The sequence below is a fragment of the Pseudoalteromonas sp. NBT06-2 genome, assembly GCF_002276045.1.
In the GTDB taxonomy this organism is placed as follows: Bacteria; Pseudomonadota; Gammaproteobacteria; order Enterobacterales; family Alteromonadaceae; genus Pseudoalteromonas.
In genome coordinates this window covers 93,565-114,113 of record NZ_NQMR01000003.1, presented here as the reverse complement: position 1 = coordinate 114,113, position 20,549 = coordinate 93,565, and the positions used below count along the sequence as shown (strand labels likewise).

The 20,549-nt window shown below is 34.1% G+C and carries 17 protein-coding genes and 2 pseudogenes; 10 read left to right on the top strand and 9 right to left on the bottom strand.

The window, feature by feature from the left end:
* The first annotated feature begins 140 nt into the window (after positions 1 to 140).
* A complete protein-coding gene (locus CJF42_RS00995) occupies positions 141 to 2,264 on the top strand; it encodes a methyl-accepting chemotaxis protein (RefSeq protein ID WP_095364877.1) in 2,124 nt (707 codons plus the stop codon).
* Positions 2,265 to 2,337: 73 nt separating this feature from the next.
* Here CJF42_RS00995 and CJF42_RS00990 read toward each other — a convergent pair whose 3' ends face one another.
* From CJF42_RS00990 to CJF42_RS00975, 4 genes are all read right to left on the bottom strand, one after another.
* Positions 2,338 to 3,639 (bottom strand): cyanophycinase, encoded by a 1,302-nt coding sequence (locus CJF42_RS00990; RefSeq protein WP_095364876.1) that lies wholly within the window; start codon positions 3,637 to 3,639, stop codon positions 2,338 to 2,340.
* Positions 3,640 to 3,710: 71 nt separating this feature from the next.
* Positions 3,711 to 4,889 carry a beta-aspartyl-peptidase gene (gene iadA, locus CJF42_RS00985; protein WP_095364875.1) on the bottom strand — a complete coding sequence of 393 codons (1,179 nt, stop codon included), beginning with the start codon at positions 4,887 to 4,889 and terminating at the stop codon, positions 3,711 to 3,713.
* A 76-nt stretch (positions 4,890 to 4,965) separates the two neighbouring features.
* Complete coding sequence (gene yfcC, locus CJF42_RS00980; RefSeq protein ID WP_095364874.1) at positions 4,966 to 6,372, bottom strand: putative basic amino acid antiporter YfcC; 1,407 nt, start codon at positions 6,370 to 6,372, stop codon at positions 4,966 to 4,968.
* A gap of 256 nt (positions 6,373 to 6,628) precedes the next feature.
* Positions 6,629 to 9,580, bottom strand: a complete 2,952-nt coding sequence (locus CJF42_RS00975; RefSeq protein ID WP_502694764.1) for a TonB-dependent receptor domain-containing protein — start codon at positions 9,578 to 9,580, stop codon at positions 6,629 to 6,631.
* A gap of 391 nt (positions 9,581 to 9,971) precedes the next feature.
* On the opposite strand from CJF42_RS00975, the gene CJF42_RS00970 reads away from it, so the two are divergent.
* Positions 9,972 to 11,678, top strand: coding sequence for a cyanophycinase (locus CJF42_RS00970; RefSeq protein WP_095364872.1), 1,707 nt, complete (start codon positions 9,972 to 9,974; stop codon positions 11,676 to 11,678).
* A 176-nt stretch (positions 11,679 to 11,854) separates the two neighbouring features.
* On the opposite strand, the gene CJF42_RS00965 is transcribed toward CJF42_RS00970, so the two are convergent.
* Positions 11,855 to 12,811: a cysteine hydrolase family protein gene (locus CJF42_RS00965; RefSeq protein WP_095364871.1), complete on the bottom strand. Its 957-nt coding sequence runs from the start codon at positions 12,809 to 12,811 to the stop codon at positions 11,855 to 11,857.
* A gap of 78 nt (positions 12,812 to 12,889) precedes the next feature.
* On the opposite strand from CJF42_RS00965, the gene CJF42_RS00960 reads away from it, so the two are divergent.
* Positions 12,890 to 13,795: a LysR family transcriptional regulator gene (locus tag CJF42_RS00960; protein ID WP_252097491.1), complete on the top strand. Its 906-nt coding sequence runs from the start codon at positions 12,890 to 12,892 to the stop codon at positions 13,793 to 13,795.
* A gap of 55 nt (positions 13,796 to 13,850) precedes the next feature.
* Here CJF42_RS00960 and CJF42_RS00955 read toward each other — a convergent pair whose 3' ends face one another.
* Positions 13,851 to 15,218, bottom strand: coding sequence for a YHYH protein (locus CJF42_RS00955; protein ID WP_095364870.1), 1,368 nt, complete (start codon positions 15,216 to 15,218; stop codon positions 13,851 to 13,853).
* A 104-nt stretch (positions 15,219 to 15,322) separates the two neighbouring features.
* The gene (locus CJF42_RS00950; protein WP_095364869.1) at positions 15,323 to 15,775 is read right to left on the bottom strand and encodes a hypothetical protein; all 453 of its coding nucleotides are present in this window, start codon (positions 15,773 to 15,775) and stop codon (positions 15,323 to 15,325) included.
* A 209-nt stretch (positions 15,776 to 15,984) separates the two neighbouring features.
* On the opposite strand from CJF42_RS00950, the pseudogene CJF42_RS26550 reads away from it, so the two are divergent.
* The 7 genes and pseudogenes from CJF42_RS26550 to CJF42_RS00920 all read left to right on the top strand — a co-directional run.
* Positions 15,985 to 16,205 (top strand): annotated as a pseudogene (locus CJF42_RS26550) (DUF4277 domain-containing protein); the annotation flags it as partial.
* A 583-nt stretch (positions 16,206 to 16,788) separates the two neighbouring features.
* Complete coding sequence (locus tag CJF42_RS27100) at positions 16,789 to 16,974, top strand: hypothetical protein (protein WP_170940421.1); 186 nt, start codon at positions 16,789 to 16,791, stop codon at positions 16,972 to 16,974.
* The gene (locus CJF42_RS00940; RefSeq protein ID WP_095364868.1) at positions 16,949 to 17,245 is read left to right on the top strand and encodes a hypothetical protein; all 297 of its coding nucleotides are present in this window, start codon (positions 16,949 to 16,951) and stop codon (positions 17,243 to 17,245) included. The genes CJF42_RS27100 and CJF42_RS00940 overlap by 26 nt, the downstream gene beginning before the upstream one ends.
* Positions 17,246 to 17,439: 194 nt before the next feature.
* Positions 17,440 to 17,838, top strand: a complete 399-nt coding sequence (locus tag CJF42_RS00935) for a hypothetical protein (RefSeq protein ID WP_095364867.1) — start codon at positions 17,440 to 17,442, stop codon at positions 17,836 to 17,838.
* A 5-nt stretch (positions 17,839 to 17,843) separates the two neighbouring features.
* Positions 17,844 to 18,038: pseudogene (locus tag CJF42_RS00930) on the top strand (ABC transporter ATP-binding protein); the annotation flags it as partial.
* A gap of 69 nt (positions 18,039 to 18,107) precedes the next feature.
* The gene (locus CJF42_RS00925; RefSeq protein ID WP_095364866.1) at positions 18,108 to 18,440 is read left to right on the top strand and encodes a DUF2306 domain-containing protein; all 333 of its coding nucleotides are present in this window, start codon (positions 18,108 to 18,110) and stop codon (positions 18,438 to 18,440) included.
* A gap of 148 nt (positions 18,441 to 18,588) precedes the next feature.
* Positions 18,589 to 19,065 (top strand): DM13 domain-containing protein, encoded by a 477-nt coding sequence (locus tag CJF42_RS00920; protein ID WP_095364865.1) that lies wholly within the window; start codon positions 18,589 to 18,591, stop codon positions 19,063 to 19,065.
* A 153-nt stretch (positions 19,066 to 19,218) separates the two neighbouring features.
* Here the strand turns inward: CJF42_RS00920 and CJF42_RS00915 are convergent, their stop codons facing one another.
* Both CJF42_RS00915 and CJF42_RS00910 read right to left on the bottom strand, forming a co-directional pair.
* Positions 19,219 to 19,680: a GNAT family N-acetyltransferase gene (locus tag CJF42_RS00915; protein ID WP_095364864.1), complete on the bottom strand. Its 462-nt coding sequence runs from the start codon at positions 19,678 to 19,680 to the stop codon at positions 19,219 to 19,221.
* Between the two features lie 32 nt (positions 19,681 to 19,712).
* The gene (locus tag CJF42_RS00910) at positions 19,713 to 20,270 is read right to left on the bottom strand and encodes a ClbS/DfsB family four-helix bundle protein (RefSeq protein WP_212668763.1); all 558 of its coding nucleotides are present in this window, start codon (positions 20,268 to 20,270) and stop codon (positions 19,713 to 19,715) included.
* Positions 20,271 to 20,549 lie beyond the last annotated feature (279 nt).

The window sequence follows — 20,549 nt, the reverse complement described above, 5'->3', positions numbered from 1 at the left end:
CATTTAATTGTATTTCTCCTTTATTATTCAATCTTTTAGCCGATAAAGTGATGGTTCAAAAAATCTTTCATATATTCTATCAATTTACCATTTATTAGAATTTAGAAAACATGATAAATATTTTATATTAGAGGCTGTAAATGTTTAATTTTAATACTAAAATTAAAAATAAAATTCTTATTTCTGTACTTATTCTCAGTATTTTAATGGTGGTTGCAATCTCAATCTCCACTGTTACTTCATTAAATAATGCCAAATCACAAGCAACAGAGTTATCCAGTAAATCATTAAAATCTGTTGGCATTGACCTTATCAAACAAATGGCAAATAAACGCATTGTTGAGATTGAAAGTGTCATAGAAAATGCCATTAAAATATCTCAATCTTTATCAAGTGATATCGCTTTTACTTATAACCGTAATACACTTGAACATTTTCCTGATGAAACTAAGCGAGAGATCGTCACACAAAAGCTACTCAATATGCTAAAAACGTATCCGAGTTATTTAGGTATTATGATGCCATTTGAACCAAATGTTTTTGGTAAAGACGCTGATTTTACTTATCATGATTCAAAAACAGTTGTAGGAACTATTGTATCTGGTCGTTTGGTACCTTATTGGTATAGAGAAAACGGTCAATACTTAATGGATAGTGTTAGCTCTGTTGTTGATGATACTAAAAATCAATATTACACCTGCCCGAAAAGTCGCCGATATCCGTGTATTATAGATCCAACAATTGTCGAATTAGATAAAAAAGAATATCTTCTCACCACAATAGCCACACCAATCATATCTAACAATAAATTTTTAGGAGTTGTTGGTTTAGACTTCTCAGCAAACTTTGTTAGCGATATGGTTGTGAAAAGTGATGAACAATTATACCAATCTCAAGGTGAGGTATATCTAATAAGCCAAAATGGCAATGTTATTGGATATAGTGAAGATAGTAACTTTAGTGGAAAATCAATTTCATCAATTAACACATTACTTCCTGATTTATTAGATGACGCTATCATGAAAAATAAACAAACAGTGTCTGATGACGAAAACAATACCTATATAATTACGCCAACAAAAATAAAAAATCTTGACAAACAATGGTACATGGTTATCTCTATGCCAACTCAAATAATTACTGAAAAAGCAGATGAGATAAATGAAACATTGGCAGATATTTCAAATAGCATGCTTTATAAAATCATAACTGTTTCTTTAGTATTAATAGGGATCTGTCTATTTGTGGTGCACTTACTTGGAAATAGCGTTGTAAGACCGCTTCATCAGGTAATTTCAATTATGCGCGATATTGCAGATGGCAATGGTGATTTAACAAAACAAATTAATGTTAAGTCACAAGATGAAACTGGGCAGCTCGCGGGGTCTATTAATCAGTTTATCTCAAACTTGAAAGACATAATTATTAAAATTGATGTAATTTCTAAAAATATTGATCAACAAAGCGATCAAGTTGCTGAACAAAGTGGGCAATGTAGTCAGCTGTTAATACAAAGAAAAGATATGATCAACCAATTGGTTGTCAGTGCAGAAGAAATGGCAGCGACGTCTTTAGATGTTTCACAAAATATAGCACAAGTATCAGATATAACAGATAAAACCCAAACACGAATAGAAGCTGGCCATACTAGTATGGGCACATTAATGAACTATATGAGTGAGCTTGGAAAACAAGTCAATTCTAGTAATGATACGATTAATCAACTTGATGGCAACATGGCTAAAATCAATGATATTTTAATTAATATTCAAAGTATTGCAGATCAAACAAACCTATTAGCACTCAATGCTGCCATTGAAGCTGCAAGAGCTGGGGAGCAAGGTCGAGGTTTTGCTGTAGTAGCTGATGAAGTGAGAAACTTAGCTAAAAGAACACAAACGGCCGTCGAACAAACACAAGGAATAATAACAGTCATAAAATCTAGTTCAGATGAGGCGGTAAGTGCAATGTCGAATGGACTTGAAATTACAGCACAGTCACAAAACCTCGCAATAGAAACAGAAAATCACTTAGATGAAATTAAGGCCGATATTGTAAATGTGAATGATATGACATCATCCATATCAGCGGCAGCATCAGAGCAAAATTCAGTTGCAGAATTAATGACACAAAGCATTACCGAAATAGGCTCCGAGCTAAATGATATAGCTAATACTATGGATGAGTCAGCAAAAACGACCAATGATTTAGCGCAAGAGAGTCATTCACTTCAAGATGTGGTCAATCTTTTTAAATATAAGTAATTTTAAAAAGCTGAAACAAAATAAAAAATATCTGCTGATATAAGAGAACAGCAGATATTTTAACAATCAGCAGTTATAAGTCTTTTATTTCAATCAATATTGGTTTTATTGACATATCAATATGAAATGCACTATAAAAATCTTTCATACCATCAAAATATGCCCAATAACCTTTGGTTTTTGGTGTTTGCTTAAATATTAATTCAAACCCTGTATTACCATCATTAAATAAATAGCTTTTTGCGCTTTTAGCTGCTTTATTATCAATCAGGTCATAAGTCAGAAGCTGTTTTAGCATGCTATTTCTACTCAAAGTGCCGCTGACAATAGGGTTGGGAACAGAGTAAATTTCATGATTGATAGTGGAAACTTTACTTTTATGTGCAGCGATCTTTTTTGTACTTAAACTAAATGAATCACCAGAGGATAAAAGGCTAATATCTATATTGTTAGCAGTGAGGCCTTTGGTTGTATCTCGCCTTATTTGTGAGTTTGAAATATCAACAACTGTAACCATACCAGGTCCAATAACAGTAAAGGTATTGCTACTTGCATTAAAAACCAGTGCTGTGTCTTCATCAATACCAAAACCTAACTTTTCATTTTGTTTATGTAAAACAGCAATGAGTCTGCCTAAGCGCGCTTTACGGTCAAAATGTTGATCTATCACACCATGAGCAAAAAAACCTAGCCCTTTAGATAACAATACAGGTCCATTTTCTTGTTCATCCATAGAGTTATAATGATCAGTAAAGCCCATTTTTAAAGCACTAAAGCTGTCACCTGAAGCTACCATAGAATTGCTCATTATCGCCGCACCAGCACTTGTGCCACCGATAGTGCCACCTTGATTGTAAATTCGACGTAACTGTTCTAACACTAATGAATCGGAACCATCTTGATTGACTAAGGTGCGTGTTATTCGTGTTTGATCGCCGCCTGTAAACCAAACTAGGTTTTTATCAGAAAGTTGCTTTGCAAACTTAATATCATTGGCATTGTTAATCCAAGTCGATTCGTCGAAACCTTTAGTTGATGCATCATCAGTTACCGCAATAGGCAATATGTGAATCGCTTTGCTATCAACACCTAATTCAGTCATTTTATTTTTAAATAAAGTGCCGTATCTACTAGGTTTGCTACTTGCTGCCGGAATAATAGCAACTTTAGCATTATTAACACCGCCAACTGAATTTAACATAGCGTTAAAAACAGCATAGTTACTATCAGCTAATGCACCGCCTACTATAACAAGTGTGCCAGAGCCTGATTTATTAATTTGTGATATCTCTTTGTTACTCGCTTTAATCTTGGTCGAATTAAATATTAAAAACAAAAAAATGAAAATTGATGTGGGAATTAATTTAGATTTCATAAAACACCTTAATTTAAAGGCGATATTAATAAAATTAATATCGCCTTTTTTTATTTAGTTTGAACACTTTTCTATCTAGAAATATGTTCAAACATACCTTTACTAATAGCTTGTTGTTTTGAAACGAGGTGCTTACCATTGCTCCAAACTTCTTGCGGGATAAAGCTCTTTTCATCAATTAATATTATGTCGGCATCGCCGCCCGCTTTTAATGTGCCTTTATTGAGCCCTAATACTTTGGCCGGATTAGAGGTAATGCTCATTAATGCTTGTTCAATAGAAACATTAAAAATTTGCACTGCTTGAATAAAAGCATCTAGTAAACTCGACTCCTTACCGATATCCATACCGATTAGTTCATTTTCTTCATTAAAAATAGGTAAGCTGGCATGCCCATCTGAACTCATCGTCAGCTGAGTATCATTAACACCATGGCTTAAACAAAAAGCTAAAGCTTCTGCGGCAGCCAGCTCACCATGAGCAAGATCATGATCTGTAGTACTGGTCGTAAAATCAATAACGCCACCTTGTTTACAAAATTTAATGCCTTGCATTACTAGGTCCGAATTGCGATTCATATGTGTCGGATAAAATTGTTTAATTGGAATATCTGTTTTATCTGCAACCTCAAATAACAGGTCTAGGCCTTCTTTACTTGGTCCTATATGAATACTTACAGTGCCTGCTTTACCGCTTAACATGCCTGCGACACGAGATTGTGAAGCAACTTCTGCTAATTGTTGCATTGTGGGTTGACTACTGCGATGGTCGGCAATAGCAACTTCACCAACACCAATAAATTCATCTATATACATGATGTCGTTAGTCAGTGAGTCGGTCAGTGTTGTTACCGGCAGGTGATAAGAACCAGAATGGCAAAATACATTTAAACCTTCTTCTTTAAGGCCTTTGGCTTTCGCAATTAAGTTATGTAAGCTACGACTGCTTGAATCAGTGCCAAGCGCTGCAACAACTGTTGTGATACCACTGGTACTCGCATCAGATAATTGCATTTCAGGTGTTCTACTGGCAAATCCGGCTTCACCACCACCGCCTGTAATATGTACTAGTGAATCTACAAAGCCTGGGGTTAAAATCATGCCTTGGGCATTTATTGTGTCGAAATGAAGATTCGAATCAAGTGTGATATTAGACTCTATTGCAAGTACCTTAGTACCCGCGAATAAAACATCTACTTTTCCGAGATGTTTAGGTGCATACACTTGTGCACCTTTAATTAGTGTAAACATAATTACTCTATTTAATAATGTGTTAAATGATTAAAGAAAATATTATTAATTGCTTTAACAAATATAATCAGTTTCTTTATTGATAATTGATAAAATGCGCGATGAATATAAAACAGCTAGCCATAAAAAAGAGGGCGAGTTGAAAGCGCCAAATAAATTTAGCCCATTGTGTCCAATTCAATTTCACGATACTTAAACAACCAATTAAACTAGCAGAAGTAGGGATAAATATATTTGTTAGGCCATCACCTAGTTGAAACGATAAAACAACCGTTTGTCTGGATACATTGAGTAAATCACCTAATGGAGCCATTAAAGGCATTGTAATTGCGGCTTGTCCTGAACCGGAAGACACAAAAAAGTTAAATAATGATTGAAATGCCAACATACCCCAAGCAGCAATATAATCTGGTACTTGAGAAATAATAGTTGCGCAATTAAATAACATTGTATTGAGCAAAGAAGAGGTTGTTAAATCACTGCCACCGAGTATTAAAACAATACCTTTGGCCATAGCAACTAATAATGCAGCAGGTAATAACTCTTGCGCGCCTTGTTTAAACGATTCCGCTGAATCATTAAAACTCAGTACTCCAAATAGCTTCGCTATTATGGCAGTTACGATACCGATACAAAAAAATTGCGCTGATAGCTCTGGAATATAATATCCAAAAGACATTACGCCAATAATGATCCATACAATGCCCATTATAAAAGCGACCAAAATAGACTTATCTGCTAAAGATAAGTTAACTTGAGGTTGCGTTGACTGCAGATCTTGTGTTGAGGTTTTACTTTTATTTGCATATTGTATTGTGAAAATTAATCCCATAATAGTAAATACAAACCAAGCAACCACTCTTAATGCTGCACCGGAAAATATAGGTACATCAGCAATGCCTTGGGCAATTGCAATACTAAATGGATTCATCCAGGAGGTGGCAAAACCAATTTGGGTTGCAACATAAGTCACTAAAACAGTCACTTTTGCATCATAACCTAGCTGCTTCATTATAGGTAAAAGCACAATACAAAAGGCAATGGCTTCTTCACCCATGCCAAATACAGCACCGCCAATTGAGAATAAAACAAACATTAACGGCAAAAATAGCCAGTTAATACTTTGTGTTTTATTGATCAGCGCTAAAATGCCGTTATTAATAGCACCTGTCTGCATGATGATGCCAAAAGCACCGCCAGTGATCAGGATAAAGGCCATAACACCAATTGTTGCGCCATATTTATCACCTGAAACAAGCCCTTCAAATAAAAAATTAGCTAATCCAATTTCACCATTTTCGGCAAATAGCGGTGTAGGCTCAGTAGTTGAAGATGTTTGATATTGACTTAAAGATACTGTTTTAGCATTTGCCTGTGTATCAAACTTGCCAGGTACTACTAGGTAGCTGCTTATAAATGCAAGCAAAGCAACGAGCATTAAAATGATCGATGCATCTGGCATTTGCAGTGTTTTTTGCTTCATAAATAATCTCGATAAGATAACGATTAAAGATTTTAATGTAGATATTTAATGGATATAAAGGGCCTAAATAGACCCTTTAGCTTATACCAATTCCAATAAATATGTGATCAATCTAAATGCTCTAAATATACAATAGCTACGTTGCTTTCAATCACAATAACCAGCTATTGCTCAATCAAGCGCCTTGCTCTTGAAAATTTATCCTAATTTATATTTGATCACTAACTTAATAGAATTGTTATTAGAAGGTAGCCTATTAAAAAGCGTAAGTGAAACTTACACGATAAGTTCTACCATCAGCATCATGATTAACCGAATCAAAACCACGTTGAGAAGCATAAGCAACTGGCGGTTCTTCATCTAAGATGTTATTTATTGATAAACCAATAGACATGTCTTTAAAATCGTACCCTGCATAAAGATCAAATACAGTCCAAGAATCAATAACATGATCACCGTTACTATCTAAAACGTTTAGTGAAGCTAATTCATCTTTTTGACGATCTTTTAGGCCCTCAATATCATCAAGGTAAGAATCTATATATTGACCTTTTAAACCTATGTAATAATCATCAGCAGACCAGCTTAACTTAGCACTGATAATGTTTTCAGGGTAACGCCAAGTGCCAACCAGTGATTCTATTTCATCTGAACCAGGTTTGTTTCTATCAAAAGTTAAATAATGCGTTGCATCAAATGCAAACTTGATATCTCCTTGATTAAACATAAACCTATGATCAAATTTAATATCAATACCTGCTACTTTTTGCGTACCAGTATTCTCTAAAGGGATCACATGATCACGATATAAAGAGGATACATTTCTTACTTCATCAGCAGGTAGGCCTTCTGGGTTATTATAATCATTCCAGTTAGCTAATATCTGATCTAAATTAGCATCTTCTTGAGAGATATTTAAACCATTAGAATCATAAAGACTGTCAACTTCACATAAATCAGCTTTAAACGAGATACCAGTTTCACCATCAGCAACAACACCACAATGACGTAAACTTGCATCTGATAATGCTTGAGCCATAATGCCTGTCATATTAGTATCAACAATATCTTCGTGCTCAAATTGCCAATAATCAACCGTTAAATTAGTATTTTCTGATGGGCTAAAAGCAAAACCAAAACTAATTGAATCAGACTCTTCAGCATTTAAGCTTGGGTTACCTACTTCTATGGTGTTAGGACTTACTTCATTCGTTTCACCATTACAATAGAAATCTGAAACCGCTTGATTGGCACCACAATCATATGTTGACGTTGTGGTTCTTAGTTTAACACCTGCTTGTGTAAGTGATGGCGCTCTAAATGATGTTGCCCATGAACCACGTATCACTAAGCTGTCAGTCGGTCTAAATGTCAGGCCAATTTTAGGGTTAAATGTACTGCCAAAATCATCAAAGTGGTCATATCTACCAGCCAGTTGTAATTCTATTTCATCTGAAACTGGCACATAAAATTCAGCGAAAGCACCATATTGCGTACGATCCGCTTCAGAGATACTAGAGCCATAACCAAATACATCAACTAAGTAATCATTATCTCTATTTGCTTGTGAGTTAAGTGATGGAATATCTGTTAGTTCTTCTTTTCGATATTCAACCCCCATAGCTGCACGAACATAATCATTACCAAACTCAAATAATTCGCCATTAATTCGTGCATCCCAACCGTAAACTGTACTTTCACCAGAACGTGTCGGTTTTTCTTGTGTTGCAGCTAAAATACTATCGTTTGCTACATCATCCGAAATAAATGGGTTATATGCGTTGAGTAAATCACCAGTATTACAGCTTAGTTCACCATTGTCAGCTGATGCCAATGAACCATCAGAGCATAATTCGCCAGCCAGTGCACCATGGAATTTATACCGATTATATATGCCTTTAGTTGCTACTTGATCTGAAGTTGAACGAGATAAGGTAATGCCTGACTCCCATTCCCACCCACCGATTTCGCCTTGCAAACTCGATACTAATCTAAAACTTTCACTTTCTACTTCAACTGTTCTTGGATCATTAAATCTGGCATCAACTTTAATACCATACAATTTACGATCGGCTTGTGTATAGAATGGGTCAAAATATAAGTCGTCGTAAGAAAATGCTAAATCAGCACCGTCACCAAAAGCATCAAATAAAGCATCTTCAGGTACCCAAACACCTTCACTATCATCAAGTTGATTGATTGCTGCAGGAGATGACTGTGCCATTGATTTTGTTTTACTAAAAAAGAAATCGGTATGCCACTCTAAATTTGAAATTTGTTTATTGAAAGTAAAACCAGATGAAATACTTTCGAATGGCGTTTCTAGTAAATCATCATCATTGCCATAATAAGCACAAATTTGTTCACCAAATTCAGTCTCAACAAGTTCAGTTTTACAGTTTGGTGAAGCAAGTTCATTACCGTCACGGCTAGAGAAGTAATAGATGTTTGGCGCATTTTCTAGTTTAGGTAAATATGAATAGTAGCTTTCTAACTTAGGATCTTTAGTAAAACTTCTATCTGTTGCTGAAAAACCATTACGGTCAAAGTAATTAGCAAAAACAGTTAGATTGCCATCAGCGACTTGTGTACCAAAAATGAAATTTAAATTTTTTCTGCTTTCATCAGTACTTGCTGTACTATCTTGAAATGATACATCAACTTCAGCACCTTCAAAATCATCTTTTAAGATGTAGTTTATTACGCCAGCAACTGCATCTGCACCATAAATTGCGGATGCACCCGTAGCTAATATTTCAATACGGTCAATTGCAGCTAGCGGAATACTGTTGATATCGACGAAGTTTTCTGTGCCTGAAGCAAATGAACTTGGTGCTACACGTCTACCATTAATTAATGTGAGTGTTGATGATGGGCCTAAACCTCTTAAACTTGCAGCTGCTTGACCAGCTGGTGTTGACGTTGAAGTACCGCCACTTTCAGAAGTAGAAAACGAGCCATCTCCGCCGCGAGTTTGTGCTAAATCTGATAATAATTCAGATATGGTATTTGCGCCGGAGCGTTTTATATCATCTTGATTTAATACTGTTAATGGTTGTGCGCCTTCTAAATCAACGCCTTTGATACGAGAGCCAGTTACAACTATTCTCTCAACTTCTTCCACTGAGTTTGAATTATTGTTTTCGGCCGCTTGAGTTGAACCTGATATAGCTGCAGATACAGCTAGAGAAATTAACATACGTTTCATCACATCACCTGTTGTTCAAGATAGCAGGGATCTATGATCACAAGGATCAATTATAAAATTGATCGCAATCAAGACAACTGTATCTTTAAAAATATTTTTTAATAATTAGAATTATTTTGTGAGGTGGCGGTTATTAAATAGCACTGCCACGAACTAGATATAGTTCGTGTGGCTACTCGTCGAACCACTCCGAAAGGTAGTGTGGCGAGTAGAAGTATGTAGTAAGCGATGGTGCTTTTTTTAACATTTCTACGTTCCTAAAAAGTTTTCTTTGACAGTTGTTAACACTAGATGTTAACTTGCCCCCGTTCTCATTTCATTTTTAGTTATAACACAACCCAAATTTTGGGTGCAACATTTTTTTAATAAAATTTTTGCTTAGAGGCTTAAAATGAAACTTTCATATTTAACGAATTTACTTGCTTTTTCGATACTTTTCCTTGTTTTATCTACGATTTTACCTGGTTATTTAAATGCAAAACCAGTTAACCAAAGTTTAATATTAATTGGCGGTGCTTTAAAAACATGCAGCAGTTTTTCACAAAAAAACTGTCAATCACTTACAAAAATTCAACAAATAAGTGCTAAAACTACGGCACAATACAAAATAAATTCAGCAGTAATAGAAAAAATAAAACTCTTTTGGCCAGATAAAAATGGCAAAATTAAAAATAAAACAGTACGAATTTTATCTTCGTTTAGCCATTTAAAAAATAAAATAATTGATAAATCAGTTTTAGTTGATACTTGGCGTAAAACGAATAAACAAAATCTTAATTCACTTACTGATCAGCAATATTATTTTGTATTTGATATGTTAGAAGTTCAGGTAACGAATAAAAATGGTAAGCGATTAAAAGAATCAGTTTTAACAAGCAATAATAAAATTGAGGCTTCAACACAAATCCTATCTGAAATCATCAAACGCTTAAAAATGGTAAATCAGCATCCTAAAATTATTGTTACAACAGCATCTAGTAGAGATCCTTATGAATCAGCTGATTTTTATGAAGGCTTGTTTGCAAATCACGGGGTTGAAGTAGAATGGTTACCGCTTACACCTGCTTTGGCTTTTGCAATTGATAATAACCAATGTAATAACTTGCCTAAACTAAGGCAGGGTTTATCTGGCAGTGTTAATCGAGATGCAGTTTATCCAGATAGAACAGCTGCGGAACTGACATTATGTAAAGCAGGTGAACAAGTTTTGATTAACAAGCTCAAATCAGCAGATGCCATCATGTTTAATGGCGGCGATCAAACCTTAACAAAATCTATTTTTTATCGTAAAAACAATACTGCATATCCTTGGACTAAAACAATTAGAGAAACCGGAATGTTAATTGGCACAAGTGCGGGTACTGCGGTACAAGGAGGTGGTATTAATAAGCTTGGTATGGTTCCGATGATCACTAATGGCTCATCAAAACAAGCGTTACTTACAGGTGCTATTTCATCTATCAGACCTTCTGAAGATTGCGAAAAAAATAACTCATGCTCTGAAAATGTGCCAAGTAAAACGCTGACATATGATGAACAGGGTGGTTTGGCAAGTTTCGATTTAGGTATACTAGATACCCATTTCAGTGAGAGAAATCGAAGTTTAAGATTATTTACGCTTGTTGCCCATACAAATCAAAAGTACGGTTTTGGTATTGATGAAACAACAGCTTTAGTTGTTGATACATATGATGGTCAAAAACAGTTATCCGTAGTAGGTCAAAGCGGTGTAGTTGTCATTTCACCCATATCTAAGAATGAGTTTAATTATTCATATTGGCCATCTGGTAGTCAGATTTCTTTTGATGGAAATAAATTTAGTTTATCTTCACAGCATGAAGTAAAAGCTAAAGCACACGCTAAAGTTAAAATGCCGCTTATTGAAAATGTTTTGTCATCAGAAAAAATGAAAAAGTTAACGCAATTAATGTGTTTAACAGATCAAACATCTGCTAATGCGTATGATAAAGACCAAGACTTGGATCTTAAGCTTACTTATTCAAAAACAGCCACTACACAGTTTTACGTTATGACAAAAACTAAACAAACTTGTGGTATTGAAAACCTTAAAGTTTCAATAGATAGAAATGTAATTTAGGAGTTTCTTTTTAAGGACTAGTCAATGTTAAATAAGAAAGCCCATATGGGCTTTTTTGATATTTCGTAGACAACATGATGATTCTAATTTGCTAATCAATTCCCCAGTTCTAATATCTTCACTGATCAAAAACCCCGACAAGCAAGCAATTCCATTACCCGATAATATGAGTTGCCTTATTGTAAGCTTGAATTATGCAAATTTGTTAAATAATCATCAAGTGTACAAACCTTTGCACCACCAAAAGTTAAAGATAACAAATTAGCGGCAATGATTTGTTTACCCTCAAATGATTCATCTTTATATGCTAATTTTGGTGCTGCTATTGCATCTTCAATTACAGTACATTGGTAGCCTTTATGTGTTGCACTGCGGCAAATTGTTTGTACGCAAGCTTGTGCCATAGCACCAACTATTACAAGATTATGAATGCCTAGCTCTATTAATGTTTGCTCCAGATCAGTATCCGTAAAGCTGTCTATATAATGTTTAACTATCACCACCTCGTTGTCTTTGGGAGCAACACTATGATGAATTTCAATTCCAATAGTATCAGGAGCAAAAAAAGTAGCTTGTTCATCTTCAAATATATGCTGTATATGAATAACAGGCAGATTTTCATCTCTGAATTTACTTAATAATTTACTTGCTTGATTTGCTGCTTTTTCGGTTTCTTCCAATTGAAATTTACCTCCTTCAAAATAATCATTTTGAAAATCAACTAATACTAAAGCTGTGCGTTGTTTTTCATTCAATGGTTCAGTCAATTGCGTTAAAACACTGAAATCATCTTCTTCTAAATACCATTGTCCATCATCAGCTAAAGTCCATAGCTCCTTACTAATAATGCCACTGGCAATATTCATGCTCCAATTTGCAGATAAAATAGCTTGTTTTTTGTTTAATACTTTAATCTGTATATTTTTATAAACTAAATCAGTTGGGTTACTTTTAGCAAAGTTTAGCCAAAAATCTGAAATTTCTTGTTTTGAATTAAACTTACCAAAAGGATAGACCTGCATAATTGCACTTGGTAAATATCTATCTATACATGCCTGAACATCGCCATTATTAAAATTTTTTATCCAGTTGAGAGATGCGCTCTTTACATTATTTCTAATTAATTGACTCATTTTGTATTTCCTTGTTATTTGATTGAGTAAAGTTTATTGTTATTATATTAAAAGATAATTAACCAAAAAGTGAAGTTTATGTTCATTAAATCTGAACAAAGAAAGCTGGCTTATCAAATGCTAGTATTTGATGAAGTCGTAAATAAAGGGTCTTTTACACTGGCGGCTGAATCTTTAGGTCATACTAAGTCAGCAATTAGTCATTACATAACGCAATTAGAAACAGCATTAAATACAAAATTATTGAATAGAAGTACACGCACATTAAATTTAACTGCAGTAGGGGTATTATTAGCAAAAAGAAGTACTCAATTGGTTGATTTACTAACTGATACTCTACATGAATTAGATACATACAATAATGAACCTGCGGGACGTATTACAATTACAGCCCCTCATGCTTTTGAAGCGAACTTAATAACACCAATCATTGCAGGATTATGCGATGAATACTCGAAACTAACACCTGAGTTAATTTATACTGATGAGCGCTTAGACTTGCTTAACAATAAATTAGATTTGGCTATCTCTGTAGGTCCACAAAAAGACAGTAATTATAATGCGATATTAATTGGAAAATTAGACAGTATTTTAGTAGCGTCACCTCAATACATTGCGAAATCTGATTTGATAACTGATGAGAACTTAACTCTCCAATCACTTATCTCTTTGCCTTGGCAATCAAAAAGTCATTTACGAAATCAAAAGTCTGACACTTTAGAATTTAATAGTGATACCTTAATTAAGGTGAATACCTCTACAAGTGCAATTAGCAGCATCAAATGTGGTCTCGGTATCGGCTTAATACCATCGGTGTTTATAAAAGAAGAATTAGATTCAGGTCAATTACAACAGGTTTTACCTGAATATAAAGGAGAAGTGAGGAATGTTTATGCAATACACTCATATCAAAATCGGCTGCCGTTAGTATTACGAAAATTTGTAGATAAATTAAAGAAAAACTTTATAAAAAAACATTATTAGAAAATTTTAAAAGCCAACTTAAATGTTGGCTTTTAGTTTCTTGTAAATCTAATTTCTAGTGACTGTGGGTTTCATCATCATGACTATGCATAAGATTAGTCAATCCAGGCCCTGTAGCCGTAAAACTAGAATCTGGTGATCCTTTAAAACAATTTAAAACCCAAGGAAAAGTATTGGTAATGTAATAACCATATTGATCATTTACTGTCATGCCATTACATTCATCTAGATCACCCGATGCAGATGTAAATTCATAATCTCCTCTAAATTGACCATCGTAATTATTACTATTGATACCGCCTACGCCTGAAATTGGAGTACTATACCCACTTATATCTTGGCGGATACCTGATTTTAAAGTATAACTAGAGCTTGCTTCTCTAATCACACCATTATCATTAATACAAGGACCAAAAATTGGATATCCATCAGCTGCAAAACCAATAACAGGTGACTCAGTTGCATGTGCTTCACATTCAATATCAAAAAGTGCTAAAGGGTTTCCATGATAATGGTAAGTACCATCTGGTTGGGTATGAGCATTATGTTTATCTGTACCAAAACCATTTAATGAAGACATTGGATCATAACGCCATGGGTGATTTATTTGATCTGGACCACAGCCTATTTTTTCTTGCCCTAAAGGTTCACCACCGATGTCATAACATGCGGCTGCGAGCAAATCGACCATAACGCCATTCAAAAAAATGCCATTTCTTGTAGCTAAGGTAATATCGGTTACATTGTTAGCCATTGTAGGAGAACTTTCTATTTGGTAGCTACCCGTTTGTGTTGATACGTTTGTTGCAAAAGACGCACTTTCATCATTAAAATCATGATTAGGAATTTCATTTACTGTCACACGACATTTTGAGCCATTCATACTAATTGAGATACTGCCATTAAAGGCTATATTTCTTTTTATATCAGATACATCTGAATAGTAATCACCTAAATATTCAGAGCAAGAACCTGCCTGACTTGTAAGTTCAATATTTGTAATATCTATTGATGTTGAACCTTGCTCAATTGCGTTAATTGTTACATTTACTTGGGGACTATTAATTATGCCGTCATTGACAACTAAATTAAGTATATAAGTACCAGCAGTATCAGCTGTAAATGAAGTAGTTTGATTTGTGACACTTGTTAATTGAGCATTACTCGCTGTAGGAATAGAATTAAAGGACCACTTAAAGTTAAGTGAGTCACCATCAGGATCTGAACTAAGAGCGGCCGATAAATTAACTAAATCATTAATTTGTACTGATTGGTTACTACCTGCATTTGCTGTTGGGGTTGTATTTACGTCAGTGACAGGATCGACTGTATTGCTATTATCGCTGGAAGAACCGCAGGCAACAAGTGCGCTTGATAAACATAAACTAATAAGTGTTTTTGTGAAAAGGTTATTGTTTTGCATTTGATTCTTCTCTTATTCATTAACTTAACTTCATAATTGCAAATAAATGTGCAAAAAGTGTGGAAGGAATAAGGAAGAATGTGTAAACATCCGATTATAAAAATTTAATGTTTATGGTTTACACCTACATCTGGTCTGTTTGTGTGTTGATGATTTACAGTATATTTACTATCAGGTGCAGGAGGGGGCATAATTTGATACTGGCGTGATTGCTGAAGTTCATGGCCTTCAGGACGAGGTTGGGGTGGTAAAGTATCTTTAGCAAGTTTTTGATTGCCTAGGTGTTTAATTACTTTGTTTTTCGATAAATGTATTTCTTCATTGTTGGTTATATTTTTAGAATTTTTTTGGCTTTGAGCGATATTTTGTACGTTATTGACTTGTTCATGATTATCAGCTCTTGTATTTGATAGACTTAGTACACGCGTTACTTGTGTAGTATCTTCATAAAAAAGTATATTTTTTTCTTTATTTTGAGAAAATATATATATAAAAGAGATCAGACAAGCTAAAAGGGCTAAAAAAATCATTTTTGTTTTGGTTGTAATTGTTTTCATAGTTAACTAAAATATATTGGATATTGCATGCAAAGTATCATCTTATATTGTAGCTAGACAAGTAAATTAATAAATTATTTGCTTCAAAAAATTAAAATTATTGTAACTATCAAATTTTATATCATTAATTCTACAGAAAATCATTTAGGTTTGGTTGCTTGCCTTATCAATGTGACGATAAACTTATATCTTATGGTCAACTAGTTGAAGTTATGATCCTAAATTGATTAGGCTTCGTTGGTCGCACCTTACACATGTATCCACAATATTTTAAAGAGCTTCCCGTTGAGCGTCTTATTGGTAAAAAGGGATCAAAGCTGAGTATATTAATGGCGATGTGCTAGGATGTTGCCTTGATAAACTTTATGAAACGGGCGTGTCAGACATCTATCAAACTTTATCGACGAGTGTTGTTGAACATTTAGGACTGCCATGCAAAGAGATTAATTTAGATTCGACCAGTATTCATGTTGAGGGTAATGACTTGTTGCTTAATGGTTTACGCGGCGCTGGAGCATAAAATTAGAAGAGAATTAAAGGCTCAGTCAGTCTATTTTCCCAACTTAAAATATAAACCTTGCCAAAACCCAACCGCATTTGGCTTGATGTTTTTGTGGTCAATAAAATAGGGCACATATTTATCAAAAGTGAGGTTATAAAGTTTTTAAGTCAGGAAAGTTAAAAGGTCAAACTTTAATTTATGTGGAAAAAGTAATTTATTTTCCAATACTTTAGTGTTCTGAAGTAATTTTCTATTTTTACATTTGTTACTTTCGCTGAATCAAAATCCAATATATAATTTTTATTATTAACAGCGTAATTGTATTAACCACCATTTGGTGAACTTTATCGGACTATATATACCCAAACCACTTCAAGATGCAGGATTCAGTTGGAATTAGAAATGCTTTAGGCAAGGCATTGATTGAAGAACATGGTTATTCCCTTTTCAAAATCAATAACGCTGCATAAAGTATTTATAAACCAACCTTACAGGGACTTCTGAGCAAATCATGCTCGTTGTTGCCTGCATGGATGTAGGTACTAGAGCAATGCAGGAGCATATTGCCGGTCCATCTTTTTTTAAGGGAGTAACCATTAATGCAAAGATGCGCCTAGATCATGAATTGCTCAGCAGTCCTGAACCTCACATCTTGAAGTGGCTTGGGTATAGTGAAAATAGATCGCAACAAACTTAATACGTTATTGCGTAGCGGTTTAAACCCAGAAATAAAAACACGTAAACATCTTGCTGCCCATTTAAGTTTAGATCCAACATCTCTCACCCGATGGTTTGCCAGTCGAGATCGATTAGGTAATCCAAGATACCCTGTAGTACCAGATAGACATGTTACAAAAATCCTTCAGCTGTTTACCTTAGATCCTGATAGCTTAAATTTAAATGATGAAAATTTCACCAATATTGTTTTGAAAAATAATTGTTACAGAGCAATCACCACAATGATTTAAAACAAAAAAATAAACAGAGGTTAGAAAACGCCTCAATCAGAAAATTAAACATACGGATTATTCAAGCAACAAAATGAAAATACCCCGCTATGTAATAAGTGCCTTATCAATATTATCTGTCGTGGGATGTTATTTTTTTATTGAGTATTATTTTAGTGATTCAATTTTGATAGAAACAAATAAAACAGAAAATAATGAAAAGTGCTGGATCGGGTACTCTGAGGCTTTGGGGGTCTTTTGCTTATGAAGATAAGGCAGATCCCTGTCATTACGCAAAGTTATTTCATAATGCTTTAATGCAGTTAAAAACACAAAATAGTAATTTAAATCTATCAATACAAACCAAAACAGATTTTTCTACGCAAGATTATATAAGCTTCCTTTTTGAAAAGTTAGAACACCGCAGGATCACAGATAATATAATTCTTCATATTGAACTGGGTAAAAGTGAATTTCATCGTTCAAATTACCTCGCTGCTAAAAGTTACTTTCACTCCGCGAGTGAAATGCTAACGACTTTACCAAATGAAAACTCAGAAATGTTTGCTGAAATATCTATTTATAGGTCAAGAATAAACTCTGAACTAAAATAAGTCACTTAGTGGTCAATCCGTCTATATTACTTGCAGATGAACCAACCGGAAATCTAGATATTAAAAATGGTGGTGACATTATGGATTTATTTGATGAATTGCATGATGAGGGCAGAACGATTTGTATGGTAACTCATGATGATCGCTTTGCTAAGCGAAGTAAAAGAGTTGTGCATTTAGAAGACGGTATATTGCGTTAAGCATCATTACTTTCTCAAAAAAAGATTAAGAGTTTAATTTAGTTAGGACAAAGTCGTTAGGATCAATACATGTTAATATTTCATATTATCGCGGGAAGTTTTGTCTTACTTTTTGGCTATACGGCTTTGCTTGCGCTGAAAGGTTTACGTCTTCATAAATTCGCAGGCAATATATTTTTTATTGCTATGGTTATTTTATCTTTAAGTGCGGCTTATTTAGAATATCAGTTAGGAGACTTCCCAATTATGGGTATTCTATCACTCTATTTTGCAAGTACTTCTTGGTTTACGGTAAAGCGTAAAGAAAAACAAATAGGCTTATTTGACTATTGTGCATTTATAAGCATTTTAGCCGTCGCTATTACGTTTTATAAATGGGGCTGGGACTTTGCGTATGGTTGAAATAAAAGATGAAAATAACGATTTGATCGCAAGTGTAAAGAAAACCATATATGTTAAGAAAAAAGGTAAAAAGTTGGATTGATAGCCAATTTTCACCTACAATTGAGCTTTTAATTTTATCAGTTTGTTAGCTGATAGTAGGAATATAATGAAATTAAGAACATTCATATTACTTCTCTTTAGCCATTTGTTTATCGCCTTTCTCGGAGTTGCGATTGGCATTTATTCACTGCCAATAATCACCGCACCGCCAGCTCCAACATTGGCAAAAATAGAAAAAATATCTTTAGCGGCGGATTATACGACCCAGTTTAAAATAAACCTCAAAGGCAGTGATATATTTCATTGGGGAGAAGGTGAGGTTTCAGTTGGAGAAGACTATATTACTTTAAAAGGAGAGCTCGCTCCAGGCCCTGATTATAAGCTTTATTTGTCACCTAAATTTGTTGAAACAGAAGCTGAATTTGAACAACTAAAGCACTCAATGATACAGCTTGGTGATGTAACAACTTTTGAAAATTTTATTGTTGAAATACCACCTTATACGCAACTAGAGCTATTTAATACTGTTGTGGTTTGGTGTGAGTCTTTTAATGAGTTTATAACATCAGCAAAATACCGTTGAGAAGTCCTCAATGTTCGATCTGGGGATTTATAGACTCAAGGCTATTCGTTTTTTAAATTAATTAACGTCCGTAATACGATCTAGGTGATAATGCTATGAAAAATGACCATGATCACAATAGACTCAAAATAGCCCAAAGTTATTGTTTAAGGGCTATAGCCTTACACGCATCGAATAATTTAATAATATGATATTATTCATGTTAACCTTATTTTCATTCTCTACCATAAAACCAAACTTCTCAAACAAAGGTTTAGCTACAATTGAAGCCTCTACATATAGCTCTTTTAAACCGTTTTTTTTTGCGATATACATTGCGTGTTTTAACAACTTTGTAGCAACACCTTTTCGTTCAAATTTTGGTGTAACATAAGTACAATCTATATGACCATCAGACTCTAATTCTATAAAGCCAGCTACTTCATTATTAATTGTGAGTATAAATGGTTTTTTTATATTAAATCTATTTGCCCACTTTAAATAATTAATAGGTAATGGAGCCCAAGCATGCTTTTGTTCAATAGAATATATTAACGTATTAATTGAATGCACTGAATCATAAAAAACATCTGTTAAGTCTTTTGCTAACTTAGGTGAGTACTGAATTATTTTCATATAGCTATTTATTTGTATAATGTGTATGCATGTTATTCTTGATTGTTAGAGGATATTATACCCGTGCTACTTGGATATATATTGTTATTTTTTTTAAACTTTCTTATTTTTGCACGCATATTTTTCATCGGCGACGAAGTATTAAATTGGATCATTTTTCCTAATGTATATTTATCGTACCAACATACACCATAAAGCGTATCATTACTCAAAGTCTCAACTAGCGACAATAGGTCGGAAGTTGTTGTTTGAAATTCTGCTACAAGATCGCTATAAGTCCATTTTTGGTACTGAGTATGAAAGGTTTGTGCCAATTTCCCTAGCTCATTCCACTTATACCCAGTTTCAGGAAAATCAACTTTTTTACCAGCGGACTTTCGTCTATGCCATTTTAAAACTAGCTTACCCCAACCAATTAAATAAGCTAGGGTATCACAGATGCTTATTTCAGTAGCCTTAACATTGCCTTCAACTCCTGGATAACGAGAATACTTTTCAGGAATTGACAAATAATCAGCAATAATTTTTTCATATGCCACCGTAATAGCCTGATGTAGTTCTTGCTTATTTTTTGGTACCGATGATGTCATTAATGACTCCATTCATATAAAAATTTAATATCATAACTTTTGGGAATGTCATTTGTTAACTTGTAAAATTACTAATAATATTTAGTAATTTTAATAGCTTATCATTTTAATGTATGAGCAACAATTTGATAAACGGCATTATTCTACATACCGCACATTATGAGAATCGCTGCCACCTGTGACTTCGCAGTCTTTAATTTGGTGTTTTTTATCCGTATTTAATGATTTTTAACTTAATTTAAAGATTTTTAGATTATTTATGCGTTGTCATTTTTTCTT

Coding starts and splice junctions, on each gene's coding strand:
- CJF42_RS00995 (WP_095364877.1), top strand. CDS start 141: ATGTTTAATTTTAATACTAAAATTAAAAATAAAATTCTTATTTCTGTA.
- CJF42_RS00990 (WP_095364876.1), bottom strand. CDS start 3,639: ATGAAATCTAAATTAATTCCCACATCAATTTTCATTTTTTTGTTTTTA.
- iadA (WP_095364875.1), bottom strand. CDS start 4,889: ATGTTTACACTAATTAAAGGTGCACAAGTGTATGCACCTAAACATCTC.
- yfcC (WP_095364874.1), bottom strand. CDS start 6,372: ATGAAGCAAAAAACACTGCAAATGCCAGATGCATCGATCATTTTAATG.
- CJF42_RS00975 (WP_502694764.1), bottom strand. CDS start 9,580: ATGAAACGTATGTTAATTTCTCTAGCTGTATCTGCAGCTATATCAGGT.
- CJF42_RS00970 (WP_095364872.1), top strand. CDS start 9,972: ATGAAACTTTCATATTTAACGAATTTACTTGCTTTTTCGATACTTTTC.
- CJF42_RS00965 (WP_095364871.1), bottom strand. CDS start 12,811: ATGAGTCAATTAATTAGAAATAATGTAAAGAGCGCATCTCTCAACTGG.
- CJF42_RS00960 (WP_252097491.1), top strand. CDS start 12,890: ATGTTCATTAAATCTGAACAAAGAAAGCTGGCTTATCAAATGCTAGTA.
- CJF42_RS00955 (WP_095364870.1), bottom strand. CDS start 15,218: ATGCAAAACAATAACCTTTTCACAAAAACACTTATTAGTTTATGTTTA.
- CJF42_RS00950 (WP_095364869.1), bottom strand. CDS start 15,775: ATGAAAACAATTACAACCAAAACAAAAATGATTTTTTTAGCCCTTTTA.
- CJF42_RS27100 (WP_170940421.1), top strand. CDS start 16,789: ATGCTCGTTGTTGCCTGCATGGATGTAGGTACTAGAGCAATGCAGGAG.
- CJF42_RS00935 (WP_095364867.1), top strand. CDS start 17,440: ATGAAAAGTGCTGGATCGGGTACTCTGAGGCTTTGGGGGTCTTTTGCT.
- CJF42_RS00925 (WP_095364866.1), top strand. CDS start 18,108: ATGTTAATATTTCATATTATCGCGGGAAGTTTTGTCTTACTTTTTGGC.
- CJF42_RS00920 (WP_095364865.1), top strand. CDS start 18,589: ATGAAATTAAGAACATTCATATTACTTCTCTTTAGCCATTTGTTTATC.
- CJF42_RS00915 (WP_095364864.1), bottom strand. CDS start 19,680: ATGAAAATAATTCAGTACTCACCTAAGTTAGCAAAAGACTTAACAGAT.
- CJF42_RS00910 (WP_212668763.1), bottom strand. CDS start 20,270: ATGACATCATCGGTACCAAAAAATAAGCAAGAACTACATCAGGCTATT.